At 57.9% G+C, this 15,473-nt stretch carries 12 protein-coding genes and 1 pseudogene; 4 read left to right on the top strand and 9 right to left on the bottom strand.

Going from position 1 to position 15,473, the window contains the following annotated elements; all coding sequences use genetic code 11:
• Positions 1–182 precede the first annotated feature (182 nt).
• From B0E33_RS24715 to B0E33_RS24710, 3 genes are all read left to right on the top strand, one after another.
• A complete protein-coding gene (locus B0E33_RS24715; protein ID WP_077292689.1) occupies positions 183–1,472 on the top strand; it encodes a DUF2778 domain-containing protein in 1,290 nt (429 codons plus the stop codon).
• A 162-nt stretch (positions 1,473–1,634) separates the two neighbouring features.
• Positions 1,635–1,805 (top strand): hypothetical protein, encoded by a 171-nt coding sequence (locus tag B0E33_RS31175; protein ID WP_167579595.1) that lies wholly within the window; start codon positions 1,635–1,637, stop codon positions 1,803–1,805.
• A 46-nt stretch (positions 1,806–1,851) separates the two neighbouring features.
• The gene (locus B0E33_RS24710; RefSeq protein ID WP_152506393.1) at positions 1,852–2,358 is read left to right on the top strand and encodes a P-loop nucleotide/nucleoside kinase family protein; all 507 of its coding nucleotides are present in this window, start codon (positions 1,852–1,854) and stop codon (positions 2,356–2,358) included.
• Positions 2,359–2,384: 26 nt separating this feature from the next.
• Here B0E33_RS24710 and B0E33_RS24705 read toward each other — a convergent pair whose 3' ends face one another.
• The 6 genes from B0E33_RS24705 to B0E33_RS24680 form a co-directional block, all read right to left on the bottom strand.
• Positions 2,385–3,404 carry an RluA family pseudouridine synthase gene (locus tag B0E33_RS24705; RefSeq protein WP_035909367.1) on the bottom strand — a complete coding sequence of 340 codons (1,020 nt, stop codon included), beginning with the start codon at positions 3,402–3,404 and terminating at the stop codon, positions 2,385–2,387.
• A 123-nt stretch (positions 3,405–3,527) separates the two neighbouring features.
• Positions 3,528–3,911: a fluoride efflux transporter CrcB gene (gene crcB / locus B0E33_RS24700; RefSeq protein ID WP_077292688.1), complete on the bottom strand. Its 384-nt coding sequence runs from the start codon at positions 3,909–3,911 to the stop codon at positions 3,528–3,530.
• A 102-nt stretch (positions 3,912–4,013) separates the two neighbouring features.
• Entirely contained in the window at positions 4,014–4,802 is a 789-nt protein-coding gene (locus tag B0E33_RS24695; protein WP_077292687.1) for a sterol desaturase family protein, read from the bottom strand.
• 56 nt (positions 4,803–4,858) lie between these two features.
• Entirely contained in the window at positions 4,859–5,641 is a 783-nt protein-coding gene (locus B0E33_RS24690; RefSeq protein ID WP_031268323.1) for a sterol desaturase family protein, read from the bottom strand.
• A complete protein-coding gene (locus tag B0E33_RS24685) occupies positions 5,638–6,423 on the bottom strand; it encodes a sterol desaturase family protein (RefSeq protein WP_055654709.1) in 786 nt (261 codons plus the stop codon). Before B0E33_RS24685 ends, B0E33_RS24690 begins: the two co-directional genes overlap by 4 nt.
• 102 nt (positions 6,424–6,525) lie before the next feature.
• Positions 6,526–8,919 carry a patatin-like protein gene (locus B0E33_RS24680; protein WP_077292686.1) on the bottom strand — a complete coding sequence of 798 codons (2,394 nt, stop codon included), beginning with the start codon at positions 8,917–8,919 and terminating at the stop codon, positions 6,526–6,528.
• A gap of 488 nt (positions 8,920–9,407) precedes the next feature.
• On the opposite strand from B0E33_RS24680, the pseudogene B0E33_RS24675 reads away from it, so the two are divergent.
• Positions 9,408–10,229: pseudogene (locus B0E33_RS24675) on the top strand (adenylate/guanylate cyclase domain-containing protein); the annotation flags it as partial.
• Between the two features lie 18 nt (positions 10,230–10,247).
• On the opposite strand, the gene B0E33_RS24670 reads toward B0E33_RS24675, so the two are convergent.
• From B0E33_RS24670 to B0E33_RS24660, 3 genes are all read right to left on the bottom strand, one after another.
• Entirely contained in the window at positions 10,248–11,552 is a 1,305-nt protein-coding gene (locus B0E33_RS24670; RefSeq protein WP_077292685.1) for a replication-associated recombination protein A, read from the bottom strand.
• An 8-nt stretch (positions 11,553–11,560) separates the two neighbouring features.
• Positions 11,561–13,012, bottom strand: a complete 1,452-nt coding sequence (locus B0E33_RS24665; RefSeq protein WP_077292684.1) for a DegQ family serine endoprotease — start codon at positions 13,010–13,012, stop codon at positions 11,561–11,563.
• Between the two features lie 127 nt (positions 13,013–13,139).
• Positions 13,140–15,242 carry a methyl-accepting chemotaxis protein gene (locus tag B0E33_RS24660; protein WP_022998252.1) on the bottom strand — a complete coding sequence of 701 codons (2,103 nt, stop codon included), beginning with the start codon at positions 15,240–15,242 and terminating at the stop codon, positions 13,140–13,142.
• Positions 15,243–15,473 lie beyond the last annotated feature (231 nt).

The raw sequence follows: 15,473 nt of genomic DNA, 5'->3' as shown, positions 1-15,473 counted from the left end.
TCTTTAGAGTGATTACCGGTCTCTTGGCCGCTTGCATATTTATCGTAAAGAACTTGGTTACCATGATCGACGATACTGCCGCAGGCGGGTGGGCATGAACGTTTGGGGCAAGATTGTCACCAAAGGATACGAATTTGGAGCGCGGTCGAACAAGACCGGCGTAACAGAGTGGTTTTGTCTGAATGATTCAGAAGAAACAAAAGGTCGGCCTGAAGGGGCAAGCAAAATCCCGGAAGACCAGCCGGACTTTTTATACGATCCTCGCGGGGGCAACTTTGGTGATATCCGGCTTGGCCGGAACCGCCACTTTTCTTGGAACCTCGATCGCCCCGTCTCATTTTGTCGCCGCCGGCACTGAGCCGCAGGAGAAATTGACGCTTGCGCAGACAACCCCTGCCACAGCTTCTCTTGGTCTGGCCCCGATAGCGCTGACAACGAAAAAACGGCAAAGCGCCGAAGCGGAAGCCGCTCTTGCAGCGGAAAAAGCCGCTGAACAGGCAGCAGCAATAGCTGCGAAAGCAGAAGCTGCCCTCAAGGCGGAAGCGGCGGCACTCGAGGCTGAGGCTAAAAAGGCTGCGAAGGTGGCCCTTGCCGCCAAGCTCGCAAGGCTGAAACTCGCCCAGACACTTCTGGCCCATCAAGCTGCTTCAGAAACCACAAGTGTTGCCGCGCTCGATGAACCGGCAGCCGATGACACTGCGCCGAATGTCGAAGTCGCAGCGTTACAAAGCGTCGGCACCGCGGCTGAAGCAGAGACGAATGTTGCTGCAAAACCTGAACAGACGGCCGTGAACATTGCCATGGCTGCAGGTAATCCGGCCAAACCCGGCGCTATTCTGCCGCCGACCCCGGACATGAAACCCGAACCGCCGCGCCGCAGCGCGCCTGTGGTTGCAGAAAACCGTTCTGAAGGCAGGGAAAAGCCTGAACAAGCGTCTCCCGTTCTGGCCTATGCAACGCCAGGAAATCCCGAAGAAGACGAAAACGGAGTGTTCGGCGGTCTCGGCAAATTGTTCGGCAGCGCCAAGCCCGGACTTCCCGGTGCAGGCAGCAAGATCGCCGTCTATGACATCAGCGCCGCGACCGTTCACATGCCGGACGGCACCAAGCTGGAGGCTCATTCCGGCATTGGACACCGGATGGACAATCCGAAGTTTTCGCACGTGAAGATGCTCGGCCCAACGCCGCCCAACATCTACAACTTGAGAATGCGCGAACGGCGCTTCCATGGCGTGGAGGCCATTCGCATGCTGCCGCAGGACCGTGCTGCCATGAAAGGCCGTGACGGCATGCTGACCCATACGCGTCTGCTGCGCCGCTCCATCGGGTCCCATGGCTGTGTTGCCTTCAAGGACTACAACAAGTTCCTGAACGCATTCAAACGCGGCCACGTAAAGACCTTGATCGTCGTTCCGTCGATGGAAAAGCTGCCGACCTATATGGCAAAACTTCAGCGGAGCACCGGAGCCTGACCTTGCAGGCAACTGCCGGATTGGATATGCCTTCTAAACATCCCGTTTTCAGTCGAGAGCGGGATGTTTCATCGTTTTGAGGCCGCCAGTAGATTCTGGTCTGACGGCGTCAATCTGGCAACTGCCGTTGCAGCATAGCGCCCTGCCCGCCCGGAGCTTTTCTTGACCAAGATCATCCTGTTGCTGCTGTTCATGATTGCCGCGATCCAGGTGATCAAACCGCTTGGCTGGCCTGGTCTCAAGAAACGCTCGGATGCCTGGAAACTGGTGGCGGGAGTTGTGTGCATCACCTTTGCGTCGGTGATCCTGGGTGCACTGTTTCAGGGCGTTTGATTACGTCCACCAGGTTTGCAAACATCCGATAGCGAGCTCCCTTCAAATGCTACGATCTGACGACGCTCCAACTCTGCATCTGTTTTGCGGCAAGGTTGCTTCCGGCAAGTCGACATTGGCGGATCGCTTTGCCGAGCGTCCCGGCAACATTCTCCTGCGGGAGGACGTCTGGCTATCCGGTCTCTACGCTGACCAGATGTCCAGCCTCGCAGATTTTGTCCGCTGTTCGTCACTCTTGAGAAAAACGATAGCGCCGCATGTGGCTGCCCTGCTGGAAAGCGGTCTTTCCGTGGTACTGGACTTTCATGCCAACACGAAAGAAAGCCGGCAATGGATGCGCGCCATTGCCGACAAGGTCGAGTGCAAGCATCAGCTTCATTTTCTCGATGTGCCGGATGAGGTCTGCAAGGAACGGCTTCGCCAGCGCAATGCCGCCGGCAAGCACGAGTTCTCGGTGTCCGAGGCCGAGTTCGACCGGATCTCAAGCCACTTTCAGCCACCGGCGGAAGACGAGAGCTTCAATCTGAAGGTCTATCCCGCCGCCGGCAGCTAGGCTTCTGGCAAAGCAGAGAAGTGCTATCAGCGCTTGTTGAGCGCGTCATCCGGATCATCCACTTCCGGATCATAGTCCGTTGCATCAAATCCAAGCAGATTCCAGGTCTGCTGCATGTGCGGCGGCAGCGGTGCCGAAACATCGATCGTGCCATGGCCCGATGGATGCGGGATCACGATCCGGCGCGCCAGCAGATGCAGGCGGTTCTGGATACCACCCGGCAGCTCCCAGTTCTCGATATTGAAATACTTGTCGTCACCGATGATCGGATGGCCGATATGGGCCGCATGTGCGCGCAACTGGTGCGTTCGACCCGTCACCGGTTTCATCGTCACCCAGGAAAGCTTCTGGCCGGACTTTTCGAAGACGGAATAGAGCGACACGGCGTGCTGTGCCTCATCGTCGCCCTGACGAACGATCTGCATGCGTTCTTCGCCGTCATTTCTGGCCAGGAAGGTGGAAATGCGGCCCTGAAACGGCTTCGGAACACCCGCCAGGATTGCCCAGTAGATCTTTTGGGTATTCCGGTGACGGAAGGCCTTTGTCAGTTCCTGCGCGGCCTGACGCGTACGGGCAACCAGAATGATGCCGGAGGTCTCACGGTCAAGACGGTGCACCAGACGCGGCTTGTTGCCCTTGCGGTCGGTATAGGCGTCCAGCATGCCATCCAGGTGGCGCTTGAGGCCTGAACCGCCCTGAACAGCAAGACCTGCCGGCTTGTTGAGCACCATTACCTGGCTGTCTTCAAACAGCAGCATGTCCTCAATGGCCTTGCGGTCGTCAGCAATCAGCTTGGTGGATTTCGGCTTGGCATTCTTCTTGTCGTCCGCCGGAAGTTCCACCCCGAGAGGTGGAATACGGATCATCTGCCCCTTGGCGATACGGGTGTTCGTCTCGGCACGCTTGCCGTCGACGCGGACCTGCCCCGTACGCAGCAGTTTCTGCAGATGACCGAATCCAAGGCCCGGGTAATGGGACTTGAACCAACGGTCGAGGCGCATGCCCGCCTCATCGGCGGACACTTGTTTCTGTTCAATCGCGGACATGTTTTTCTCAAATTCGGCATCCGGCCTGCCGCCGTGACGCGCATCCATCGCCCCTGCATCAAGGCGGGGGGAAAATTCGTTCCGCAGCGTATAGGCGGAATCGGCCCGAAAGGGAAGGAATTCTTAAGTTGCAACCTGGCGCATGATCATCAGTCCGGCAAACACGGCAAGAATGGACAAGGCGACAGAGGCAAGAACATACACGAGTGCCAGATGCGTGTCGCCGCGCTCCCATAGCACTGAGGTGTCGAGCGAAAACGCGGAGAACGTCGTGAAGCCGCCGAGGAAGCCGGTCGCCACGAAATAGCGCAATGACTGCAGGTTGCCGGTCTCATGGCGAACCAGCCAACCGATGAAAAGCCCCATGGCCAGTGAGCCGACGACATTGACAGTAAGAGTCCCGACAGGAAAACCCGGCCCAAACAAACGGAGCGTCGCAAGCGACACCAGATGCCGTCCGCCCGCCCCCAGACCACCGCCCAGCATCACCAGCAAAAGATGTTTCAAACCGTCGCCCCGCTTCTAACTGGTCCCAGCCGTCCCTGAATACGCCGAGTTCAATCCATGCATGGGTGAACCATCACGGAATCTGCCGGGCCAGGGAAAGCCCTATTCGCCGGGAGCCGCCGGCTTTGCAGCCGATTTTTCGCCCATCTGTTCAAACACCTTGACCTGTTCATCGTACTTCGGGTCGATGGTGCCGCAGACACGGTCCCAGAACGAAAAGAAATTGGCGTAATTGTAGCGGAAGCGCGAATGGTGCTGGTCGTGAAAAGTCACGCAGACCATCGGCGAAGGCATACGCGACATCGGCGACGCCCAGAATTCGAAACCGGAATGGCCGATTGTGCCATTGAAATGGTCCCAAAGCCGGTGAACGATCAGCACGGGGATCGGGATCGGCAGGAGGATGACCGCCCACAGATAATAACTCTGCATGACAAAGGCATCGACCAGATCGTCGGAATAGGTACTCCAGACAGTCGGCGCGACCGAGCGGTGATGCTCGGCATGAAAGCGGTACATCGCCTTCGTGTGCATGAACCGGTGGCCCCAGTAGAACCAGGTGTCGAAAGCTAGGATGGAAACGACAAACATCAGGATTGCCGACCACCAGGTCAGCTCCAGCGGCGCGACCAGGGTCCAGCCCTTCATCGAAAGGAAGATGCCGCCGGCAAGACAGCCCGCGGTCACGGTCAACGAATAGACGCTGGCCCGGATTTCCTTCCACATGCGCTTTTCACCACGCCGATTCTGCTGAATACGCCGCTCCGGGTGCCGGTCCTGTATCTTCACCAGCACCCAGCCGGTCGCAAAATACAGGAACACGTTCACAGCGTAGCACGCCGCGTAAATCGGCAGGAATTCAAGCAATATCGTCAGCGCCTGATCGAGCATATCTCTTCATACATCCATTTGGTCGGTTGGCTGACACATGTTAGTACTGTGCGGGCTTACCCGGTTGCCTTGACTTTCGTTTCTTCCGAATCCGGAATTTCCCCGGTCTCTTCCATGGACCGTACCAGCACATCGTACTTCGGATGCACCGTTCCGCAGATCCGGTCCCAGAACGAGAAGAAGTTACCGTAATTGTAGTGAAACTGCGAATGATGCAGATCATGGAACGTCGTGCAAATCAGCGGCGAAGGGAATCGCGACGACTTGGACGCGAAATATTCAAAGCCCGAATGGCCGACCATGCCTGAAATCTGGTCGAACAACCGCAGGGCAAAAACGCTCAAGGCCGGCACCGGCAGCACGAACCAGACCAGAAAATAGAAAAAATGCTCGATCAGGGTGTCGACCGTGGTCGAGCTGTCGTTGCTCCAGACCGTCGGTGCGATCGAGCGGTGATGAGGTACGTGGAATTTGTAGAGCGACGGCCAGTGAAGAATCCGGTGCCCCCAATAGAACCAGGCATCAAACAGGACGAAGCAAACGGCGAACATCAGCGGAAACGACCACCAGCTGAGTTCCAGCGGAGCGAACAGCGTCCAGCCCTGGGTCTGAGCGAAATATCCGGACGACAGCAGGACGGAAGATGTCGCCAACGCCTTCATGGAGGCACGGATTTCCTCTGCCTGTCGTTTCATGCCGTCACGGTGTTTCTGGATCCGCCGGTCAGGATGACGGGCATTTATCGCGATCATTGTGAACCCGGTCGCAAAATAGACCGCAACCATGGCCGCATAGGTGAGCGCCAGAACGATGAGGTAATCGACGAGTAGCCCCATCATGATTTTTCCTGTTTGCCGGTGCCGGCATAAAGCGCTTCGAACCCTTCCACCCGCTCGTCATAGGTCGGATGGATGGTGCCGCAGAACCGGTCCCAGAAGGAAAAGTAGTTGGCGTAGTTGTAGACGAAATACTGGTGATGCTGGTCGTGGTAGAGCGTGCACAGCAGTGGCCAGGGTTTGCGTGCGCTCGGGCTTGCGAAATGCTCATAGCCGCAATGGCCGATGGCGGCCGACACCTGGTCGAACAACCTGTGGCCCAGGAAAACCAGCGGCGGAATTGGCACAACAAAAAGCACAAGCGCATAATAGGAATGGGCGAACAGCGTATCCACACTGGAGCCTGCATCGTTGGACCAGACTGTTGGTGTCACTGTCATGTGGTGCGGCTTGTGGAACCGGTAGAACATCTTGGTGTGCAGGATCCGGTGCCCCCAGTAGAACCAGGTATCGTGCAGGGCCAACGAGATCACGAAGAACAACGGCACAGACCACCAGGACAACGCAACAGGGTCGAACAGCGTCCAGCCACGCAGCTGGGCATAGAGGCCGATGGAAAGGCAGCAGCTCGTGATCGACAGCTGCCCCATGGAAGATTTGATATCGCGCAGGGCATCGTGGGTCGGCTGGCGCTTCTGGATCTTGCGGTCAGGGTGACGCCTGTTCATCACCGTCATGGTCAGACCGGTCGTGAACAGCACGATCAAGCTGGAAGCGTAAAGCACCAGAAAGAAACCCAGAAACACCTCTGGGCCGGTCCCAAAATGTTCGGCAATAAAAGTCATCAACTCAAATATCCACGCGCAATTCCCTAGCCACTTTTGTGCGTAGCGAAAGAGCGGACCTCACGTCAAGGAATGACTTGCCAAATTATGAATATTACCCGGTCAGACGCTTTCCGTCACATGAGCGAAATCGGGATAGATCGAACGGACCAGCTTGTCGACCCGGTCTATTTCCTCTGGAATATCAGAAAGTTTGCCACGTTCTTCTTCCAGAACCGCCAGAAAGATCCGTGCACGCGCCTGGTTTACCTGGATCTGCGGCAAAGTGCCCTCACCTGCCGCAGACAGCACGATGCTGACCAGCCTGTCGGCGGCGTTGAGACGTCCCCACAGATAATCATGTTCCCGCCAGCCGCGATTGAAGAAGGCACCGAACGTATTCAGAGACTTGCCCTTGAGGTCGAAACCTTCCGTATAAAGGCTTGCGGCGTCGGTCGGGCTGATGCGGTCGACCAGGATTTCCGTCACCTCCGAGAAGTCGTTGCGCTGCAACACGGGAAAGGTGATCAGATCGAAAAAACCGAAGCCGATGTAGGTTCCCATCAGGGATGTGTGACGGCTCTTGTCGAGAAGGTTTCGGGCCGTCTCGGCAAAGAGTTCGTCCTGAAGCCTGTCCAGATCGGCAAGCCCCATCATCTGTGTCAGGGATTTCAGCATTGGCTGGACATGCTCGGCAGCGTCCGGACCACCCGCCTCCGCTGCCCGAACGAACGTTTCGGCGAGTTCCCGGCTGCGGCCACCGAAAAACCGGTCATTCCAGCGCCAACCCAGATGATCGATCTGCTCGTAGAGCAATCCCTTCATCTGATCGAGCGCCTCGAAATTGGGCGGCGGTAAGTCGGAGCCCGGACGATAGTGATAGAAGCCGTTTAGCTTGCGCACCGCAAAGCGAAGCCGGCGTATCCGGTAGTCGACATCCAGCCCGCGCAACAAGGCAACAACATGCGGGTCCGTGCGCCCCAGGATGTCCTTGCTCTCGGCTGTCAGGCGGCTGGTGTGACGCGAGTACAGCCCCAGAAGGGCTTCTTCCTGGCCGCGCGCACTGTCCAGCCCACTGAGCCGCGCCGTCAGGCCTGCCAACCGCTCAGCCAGGGAATGAAGTTTCAAGGACTGATAATTGAGAAAGGCGAACCCTGCCTGCTCGAATGCGGCCACGGTTGCCTGCTTGCGGCACAACGAAAGAATGTCAGGTGTCACCCGGCGCCGCTTTGGCAAAATGCCCGCCACCGCCTTTTCCACCATCGGCCCCGCATCATCGATCAGTTGCGAGAGCCAGCGGCTGCGCCGGTTGTTCTGTTCAAGCTCTTTCAGATCATCGCCGATGGGCTCATTGCGCGGAATATGAGCGAGCGAAGCCAGGATCACGCGGAAGAACCCGGGCAACTCCGAAACGGTGCTATCCGTTTCGACCGGAACCACCGGTGACGGATCCACATAGATCAGCCGCCGGGCAACTTCGCGCACCGCCGGCCGATCCTGAATAACGTCAATCACCGGCGCAAACGGTTTGTTCATGACGACGCTGCCATCGACAAAACAATGCTGACCGGCTGTCTCGGACGTCAGGTTCAGCCCTCTTGCAAGAAACGCATCCCGGTTGCGCCACGTCAGGTCGTGATCGACCAGCACCCGCTCCATTTCCGCAACCGTTGCAGGAGGGAACGCCCCTGGAAACGAGGACGTCGCACGAGCCGCAAAGACAATTTCCGGAATGCTGTCGGCATCGAACTGGCTTTCGATATCTCCTGGCATTCTGTGCGCGGCATGGAAACTCAGGATCCGGCGATGATCCCACTCCTCGACATAGTCCGGATCGTCCAGGTGAATGCGTCGCTTGATGCCGTTGTAATCGGTGATCGTCACGAACAGGTCGAGCGTCTGACCACGCGGGATCAGACTGCGGCCGGGCACGGCACCGTCCTCCATCTTCTGGCAGGCATCCAGCATCCAGCTGATGAACCGTTCACCGGAAAACGGCGGTGTGAACCAACGCGCCTGCATGAACAGTCGCAGCTTCTCGCGCGTTTCCGCGCTTTCTATCTGCTTTGTCAGCCGTGTGGAAATCAGCTGATCCAGCACTGGCGAAATGGAAATCTTCAGGTATCGGGACAGACCGGCCTGTGGCCGGGCCAAACGCGTGACATCGGCATTTTCCAGCCACATCTCGCTGTGGCTGTCGAGTGGCAGGTCGTGGGTGATGGCCCGCGCAAGCATGATGCCGTTGACGCCACCTGCAGACGCACCGGCAATTGCGTCAACCACCACCCGGATGTCGGCAACGGAGGACAACAGATCGAGCAGATCCTTGTAGGCGCTTTGAACCGGAGGAAGCTCCTGATCGGGTATTTCCTGGGCAGAACCGTTCGACTTGCGGTCAAGACGAACGCTCGACGCCCGAACAAGATTGAGGATTTCCCGGCTTACGCCATGCATGTAGATGGCAAGCGAAACGCCGCCATAAAACACCAGCGCCAATCTGAGTTCGATTTCCTTCATGAGGTCACCGTGGGGAACATGTTGAAGTCCTAACACGAAAGAATGGCTACTATCTTTATGCGGCGGACCTTTCCATTCGCCAATCAAGACATGGCGGAACTATGCTCCCGCCCGATCACTTCTATGCAAACATGGTTTGACGACGAGGCTTGCCGGGAACTTGGCGCTCTGAAGCCTGCTACGATTTTCCCCCGCCTGACCTGTATATTCCGCTAAGATAGTTCATGGATCCGACAGTGATTCTTTAAAGTTCAGCATTATAAAACAGACAATGAGACCAGACCTTTTCGACGCGGAATGAAATGGCCAAGAGTGTAGATACAGCTGCCCAAAGCTCCGATGAAACCGGGCAAGCCGACCAGACGACCTCGCTGCAATCCCTGCAGGAAGAGAACGACTATCTGCGATCCGAGTTGGAAGATCTGCGCCTCCTGTACGAGGCGACCATCGAGCATGGCGAAGCGGTCGAGGACCAGCTGGCGGATCAATCCACCAAGCTCGAGGCACTTTCGCGGCAGCTCGCCAAATACCTTTCGCCTCAGGTCTATCAATCCATTTTCGAAGGCCGTCAGGAAGTCAAGATTGCGTCCACACGCAAGAAACTGACGGTTTTCTTCTCCGATATCGCCGACTTCACCGAAACGGCAGACCGGCTTGAATCAGAAGAACTCACGGCAATCCTCAACCAGTATCTGACGGAGATGTCGAATATCGCGCTGCGCTACGGCGCGACCATCGACAAATACGTCGGCGACGCCATCCTGATCTTTTTCGGTGACCCGGAAACACGTGGTGTGACCGAGGACGCGCTTGCCTGCGTACGCATGGCCATCGACATGCAGGACCGGATGAAGGCGCTCCAGGGTGCCTGGCGGGAAGCCGGTATCTCCAAACCGATGAAATGCCGCATGGGGATCCATACGGACTATTGCACCGTGGGCAATTTCGGCAGCGAAGACCGGTTGGACTACACCATCATCGGACGTGGCGTGAACACGGCCTCCCGCCTGGAAAGCCTTGCCACACCGGGCTCTATCCTGATCTCCTTCGAAACCTATTCGCAGGTGAAAGAGCAGATCAAATGCGCTGAAAATGGTGAAGTCAACGTCAAGGGGATTGCCTATCCGGTCTCCACCTACGAGGTAATCGGCCTGAAGGAACCCGTTCCGGTCAAGGATGATCTGGAGGTCGACCTGGTGTCCCGCCAGCTGGACAAGATTTCCGACACGATGGCACCGGAAGACCGGGACAGGCTGATCGCCACACTCAAGAGCGCCCTCGACCGTCTGACATCCACCGAAACCGCCTGATCTTTCAGGCTACCGAGCTCAGCCTCGTTCCTTGCGCCGCTTGTCCCAGAACTCAAGACGTTTTCTCAGTTCCCGCTCAAACCCTCTCTGGGGTGGGTCGTAATAGGTCTTGCGGCCCAACTGCTCTGGAAAATAATCCTGACCGGAAAAGCCGTCGGGAGCATCGTGATCGTATTGATAGCCGTCGCCGTACCCTTCCTGCTTCATCAGCTTGGTGGGCGCGTTGAGGATATGCTTGGGCGGCAGCAGAGAGCCGCTGGATTTGGCATCCCGCATCGCCGCCTTGTAGGCCACGTAAGCACCGTTCGATTTCGGCGCCGTTGCAAGATAGATCACCGACTGCGCAAGCGCCAATTCCCCTTCGGGCGACCCGAGCATCTGGTAGGCGTCACGGGCCGCATTGGCTTGCACCAGTGCATTGGGGTCGGCCAGCCCGATGTCCTCAACCGCCATGCGGATAAGACGCCGGGCAAGATAGAGCGGGTCCTCGCCGCCATCCAGCATCCGGCAGAACCAGTAGAGGGCGGCATCGGGATCGGAACCCCGCACGGACTTGTGCAGCGCGGAAATCAGATTGTAATGGCCGTCAGCACTCTTGTCGTAGATCGGCGCCCGCCTCTGGACAATTTCCTGCAGGCGCTCGGCATCGAAGACCTCGTCCTCTCCTGCGGCGCGCCAGACATCCTCGGCCAGGGTCAGAGAAGAGCGGCCGTCGCCATCGGCCATGCGGATCAGCACTCGTCGGGCTTCCTCGTCAAGCGGCAGCTTACGCTCTTCCAACTCCTCTGCCCGCGCCAACAGTTTTTCGATGGCGTCCGCGGAAAGGGAATGGAACGTCATGACGTGAGAGCGCGACAGCAAGGCCGCGTTAAGCTCAAAGGACGGGTTTTCCGTGGTCGCACCAACCAGCGTGATCGTGCCGTCCTCCATCACCGGAAGGAAGCTGTCCTGCTGCGCCCGGTTGAACCGATGGATCTCGTCTACGAAGAGCAGTGTTGCCCTGCCGCTCATGCGCCGGGCGCGAGCCGTTTCGAACACCTTCTTCAGGTCCGAAACACCAGAAAAGATCGCCGAGATCTGTTCGAACGCAAGGTCCGTTTCATTGGCCAGCAACCGGGCAATGGTTGTCTTGCCGGTGCCCGGCGGCCCCCAGAAGATCAACGAACCAAGCGTCCGCGTCTTCAGCATGCGCGACAGCGTGCCTTCCGGCCCGAGCAGGTGATCCTGCCCCACCACATCGGCAAGTTTGGTCGGTCGCATCCGGTCCGCCAGTGGCCGCGGGCCGGACTGGCTTAGCCCGGAAGCTTCGAACAGATCGCTCACACTGTCTCCTAACCGCGCAGGATGAGCTGTGAAACCTTGCCGTCCCGCTCGATATCGAGCTGCCAAACACGCGGTGGCTTCTTGGTGATACCTTCCAGCATTTCGGTGGTCTCGACGGTTTGCCGGTTGATCCCCCGGATGATGTCGCCCGGGCGAAGCCCCACACGGTCCGCGGTGCTGCCGCGCTTCACTTCGGCAATCACGACACCGTCGAAAATCCCTTCCATTCCAAGTTCCTCGGAAACGGCAGGCGAAAGGTTCATGACCGTCGCGCCTTCGAAGGGCGAATAGTCGACAAGTTCACGCGTATCCCGTGGAATGGTTTCGGGAGCCGGCTGCAGTGACACGGTCACATGCTCTTCCGCACCGTCCCTCAGGACAACAAAATCGGTCTGTTCGCCAATCATCTTTGTTGCAAAACGATAGCCGAAGGAATTGGGATCGGTCACTTCCTTGCCGTCAACCGCAATCACCAGATCGCTGACCCGAAGCCCGGCCTCAAAGGCAGGAGACCCATCAAAGACTGCCGTTACAAGCACACCGCGTGGCCGGTCGAGAGACAGCGCTTCGGCGATTTCGGCATTTACCAGCTGCACGGTCGCGCCCAGCCAGGGCCGCTGCACCTTGCCGCCATGATCGGCGGCTTTCGCAACGAAACGCGCCATATGCGCCGGAATGGCAAAGCCGATACCGTTGGAGCCGCCGGAGCGAGAATAGATGGCCGAGTTGATGCCAACCAGCTTGCCGGTCATATCGACAAGCGCACCGCCGGAGTTGCCCGGGTTGATTGCAGCGTCGGTCTGGATGAAGAACTGAAAGTCCGTTACGCCGACCTGCGTGCGAGCCGTGGCCGAGACGATGCCCTGGGTAACCGTCTGGCCGACACCGAACGGGTTACCGATGGCAAGCACGATGTCGCCGACTTCAAGGCTGTCGGAATCCGCAAAGTCGATGCTCTCGAATGGTCCATCACCCCGGATCTTCAGCACCGCGAGATCGGTACGTTCGTCCATGAGAACGATATCGGCATCGAATTCACGACGGTCGTTCAGGGCGACGCGAACGTCGTCCGCGTCCTTGATCACATGATGGTTGGTGATCACCGTACCATCACTCGAAATGATGACGCCGGATCCAAGGGACGATTCAACCCTCTGCCGTGGCCTGTCGTTCCCGCCGGGCTGGCCGAAGAACCGGCGAAAGAAGGGATCGTCCATGAAGGGCGACACTTGCCGACGCTGGACCACCTTACGGCTGGCATAGACGTTGACCACCGCCGGCGCGACCTTTTTCACGATTGGCGCGAAGGAGAGTTTGATCTGCGCATCGCTTTGCGGAACAAGCCGAAGATCGGCCGGAGACGGCTGCACAGTCTGCGAAAGCGCAGCAGACATACCCATCAGGCCGACCAGGCCCGCTATGACAAGGGAACGCGTAAAGCTGGTCAGAACCAGGCGCATGGCGGGTGCCTCTTTTTCGAATCTTCTCATATCCATCGCGATACATGGCAGATAGGGAGGAAAAGAGGCAAATACAAAAGGGGCCGCCGGATTTCCGGCGGCCCCTTTTTCATCATGCAGGCTTACTTCAGGCCGAACGAACCTGCGCAAGGAAGCTGCGCACTTCGTGATCCAGCTCTTCAGCTTTCGATGCCATGTCCGCTGCTTCTTCGGAGAAGTTTTGTGCAGCCATGTTGGTATCGTTCGATAGAGAAGAAACGTTGCGGATGTCCTCGGTAACCTTGGAGGTTCCACCGGCGGCCCGTTGAGTGTTCTCTGCAATGCCCTGCGTCGCGTAGCTCTGCTCTGTAACGGCTGCAGCAACTTCGCTCACCGACTTTGTAATCTCGTCGATGGTCTTCTGGATGTCGCCGATGGCATCAACCGCATCGTCGGTTGCTCCGCGGATGGCATCGATCTGCTGCTGGATTTCGCCGGTTGCCTTGCCTGTCTGGGACGCAAGATCCTTGACCTCGGAGGCAACTACCGCAAAGCCCTTGCCGGCTTCACCGGCACGTGCGGCTTCAATGGTGGCGTTAAGGGCCAGAAGGTTGGTCTGGTCGGCGATATCGGAAATCAACGTGACGACTTCGCCGATCCGGTTGGCAGCTTCCGCAAGCGAGCGCACTGTATCGTTGGTCGTTTCCGCACGTTTGGTTGCTTCGGCAGCAACGCTGGAAGAGCGTTCGATCAGCGTCGAGATTTCCTGGATCGAGCTGGAAAGCTGATCGGAAGCTGCCGCAATCGATTCCACTTCGGCCAGAGTTTCTTCCGACATAGTGGCCGCATTGGCAGATGTTTCGCCTGCCATGTCGGTCATGCTGCGCATCTTGTTCGCCGATTCGCGCAAGGTTGCAGCGGTATGAGCCACCTTGTCGACGACGGTGCCGACGGTTGCTTCGAAGTCGCCGGCAAGGCTTGCCAGCATTTCCTGGCGCTGCTCTGCCTGACGTCTTGCATCATCGGCTTCCTCGGCTGCACGACGCTCGTTTTCTTCAGCCGCGTTCTGGCGGATCTGAAGAACGGCCCGGCCGATGTCGCCGATTTCGTCCTTGCGGTTCGCAGCCTTGATCTCTGCACCAAGATCACCGGAGGCAATCGCGTTGAGAGCGCCTACAAGAGTGGTGAGAGGACGGGTGATCGACTGGGAGAAGAACAAGGCAATGACGGCTGCAACGGCAATTGTTGCAAGCGACCAGAGGAACATCTGATCGCGCATGCGAATGACGGCAGACAGCGTTTCTTCAACGCTCTTCTCTGCAACGATGGCCCAGTTCTGCCCCTGGAAGGCTAGCGGACGGGCAACGACAAGATCATCAACGCCATCAGCCCCCTGAACGATACCGGCTGAAGCGGTGCCGGCGGCAGCTTCAATCGCCGGTCCGCTGGAAACGCTGGTGCTGAGCGCGGTTGGCGCACCTGCAAGCGGCATGTCGCTGAGCGCGAGGCCGTCCTGGTTGATCACGTAAACCTGACCGGTTTCCCCGAGGTCTTCACGGTTCGCGACAACTTCACTCAGGAAATCGGAATCGATCCGCATGACCGCAACACCGCTGAGGCTGATCGTACCAAACGAATTCATGAACACGGGCGATGCCAGGAACAGAGAGCCCTTGCCGCCGGCAGGGGTGTAGGGTGCAAAGACACTGGCAGCGATCTCGCCCTCACCCAGCTCCTTGGCAGCATTGTAGACCATCTCCAGGCCGGTCCCTTCGGCAACACTGCCTTCACCAAGCTTGGACAGAAATTCGTCACCCTTGGTGACCGAATAAAGAATGAGACCGGCGTTATCGAGCAGATAAAGATCCGCGAAGCCGCCGTTCTTCCAGACATTGTAGAAGGCCGGGTGCGCCTCGGTGTGGCGCCAGGCATACATTGTCTTCTGTTCCTTGCCTGTTACCGCTGCACGTTCTTCCGGGCTCTGCGGTGCCTGGAACAGGCCGAGAATTTCGTCCTTTTCCTTGGCAAGGTTCATGGTCGCGTTGCCAAGGTTGCTCAACGGATCCGACACGCTGGACGCCAGGTTCACGATCTGGGACTCAGCTGCGTGCAGGCGCGACTGCAGGAGCGCGTTACGCGCTGTGATGACCATGCCAAGTTCGGCTTCTGCCGCTTGTTGCAATCCGTCGCGACCGGTCATGTAGCCGATGACACCCACCGCCGCACATGCGGCGACTGTAATCACGATCATCAGAGCCGGAATAACAAAAGAAAGTCGAAGAGAAGGCGACCTCTTCTTAGAAGCGGAATTCGTTTTGGCTATCACAGTAAATCTCCCCAGCCTCTCCCACTAGTCCAGGAGGCATGGCTAGAAGCTAGGCAGTTTTCCTTAAATCATTGATAATTGCGGTCTCATTATTCGAAACGAATACGTTTAGGCGCACAGTCACTAAAACAACAAAAAAAGGCGGGCAAATCTGCC

Origin of the sequence: Roseibium algicola (genome assembly GCF_001999245.1) — a bacterium.
GTDB classification, from domain to species: Bacteria; Pseudomonadota; Alphaproteobacteria; order Rhizobiales; family Stappiaceae; genus Roseibium; species Roseibium algicola.
This window is presented reverse-complemented; position numbering and strand designations above follow the sequence as displayed.

Coding starts and splice junctions, on each gene's coding strand:
- B0E33_RS24705 (WP_035909367.1), bottom strand. CDS start 3,404: ATGTCCGCGATTGAACAGAAACAAGTGTCCGCCGATGAGGCGGGCATG.
- B0E33_RS24695 (WP_077292687.1), bottom strand. CDS start 4,802: ATGCTCGATCAGGCGCTGACGATATTGCTTGAATTCCTGCCGATTTAC.
- B0E33_RS24660 (WP_022998252.1), bottom strand. CDS start 15,242: ATGATCGTGATTACAGTCGCCGCATGTGCGGCGGTGGGTGTCATCGGC.
- B0E33_RS24685 (WP_055654709.1), bottom strand. CDS start 6,423: ATGACTTTTATTGCCGAACATTTTGGGACCGGCCCAGAGGTGTTTCTG.
- B0E33_RS24710 (WP_152506393.1), top strand. CDS start 1,852: ATGCTACGATCTGACGACGCTCCAACTCTGCATCTGTTTTGCGGCAAG.
- B0E33_RS24715 (WP_077292689.1), top strand. CDS start 183: ATGATTCAGAAGAAACAAAAGGTCGGCCTGAAGGGGCAAGCAAAATCC.
- B0E33_RS24690 (WP_031268323.1), bottom strand. CDS start 5,641: ATGATGGGGCTACTCGTCGATTACCTCATCGTTCTGGCGCTCACCTAT.
- B0E33_RS24665 (WP_077292684.1), bottom strand. CDS start 13,012: ATGCGCCTGGTTCTGACCAGCTTTACGCGTTCCCTTGTCATAGCGGGC.
- B0E33_RS24680 (WP_077292686.1), bottom strand. CDS start 8,919: ATGAAGGAAATCGAACTCAGATTGGCGCTGGTGTTTTATGGCGGCGTT.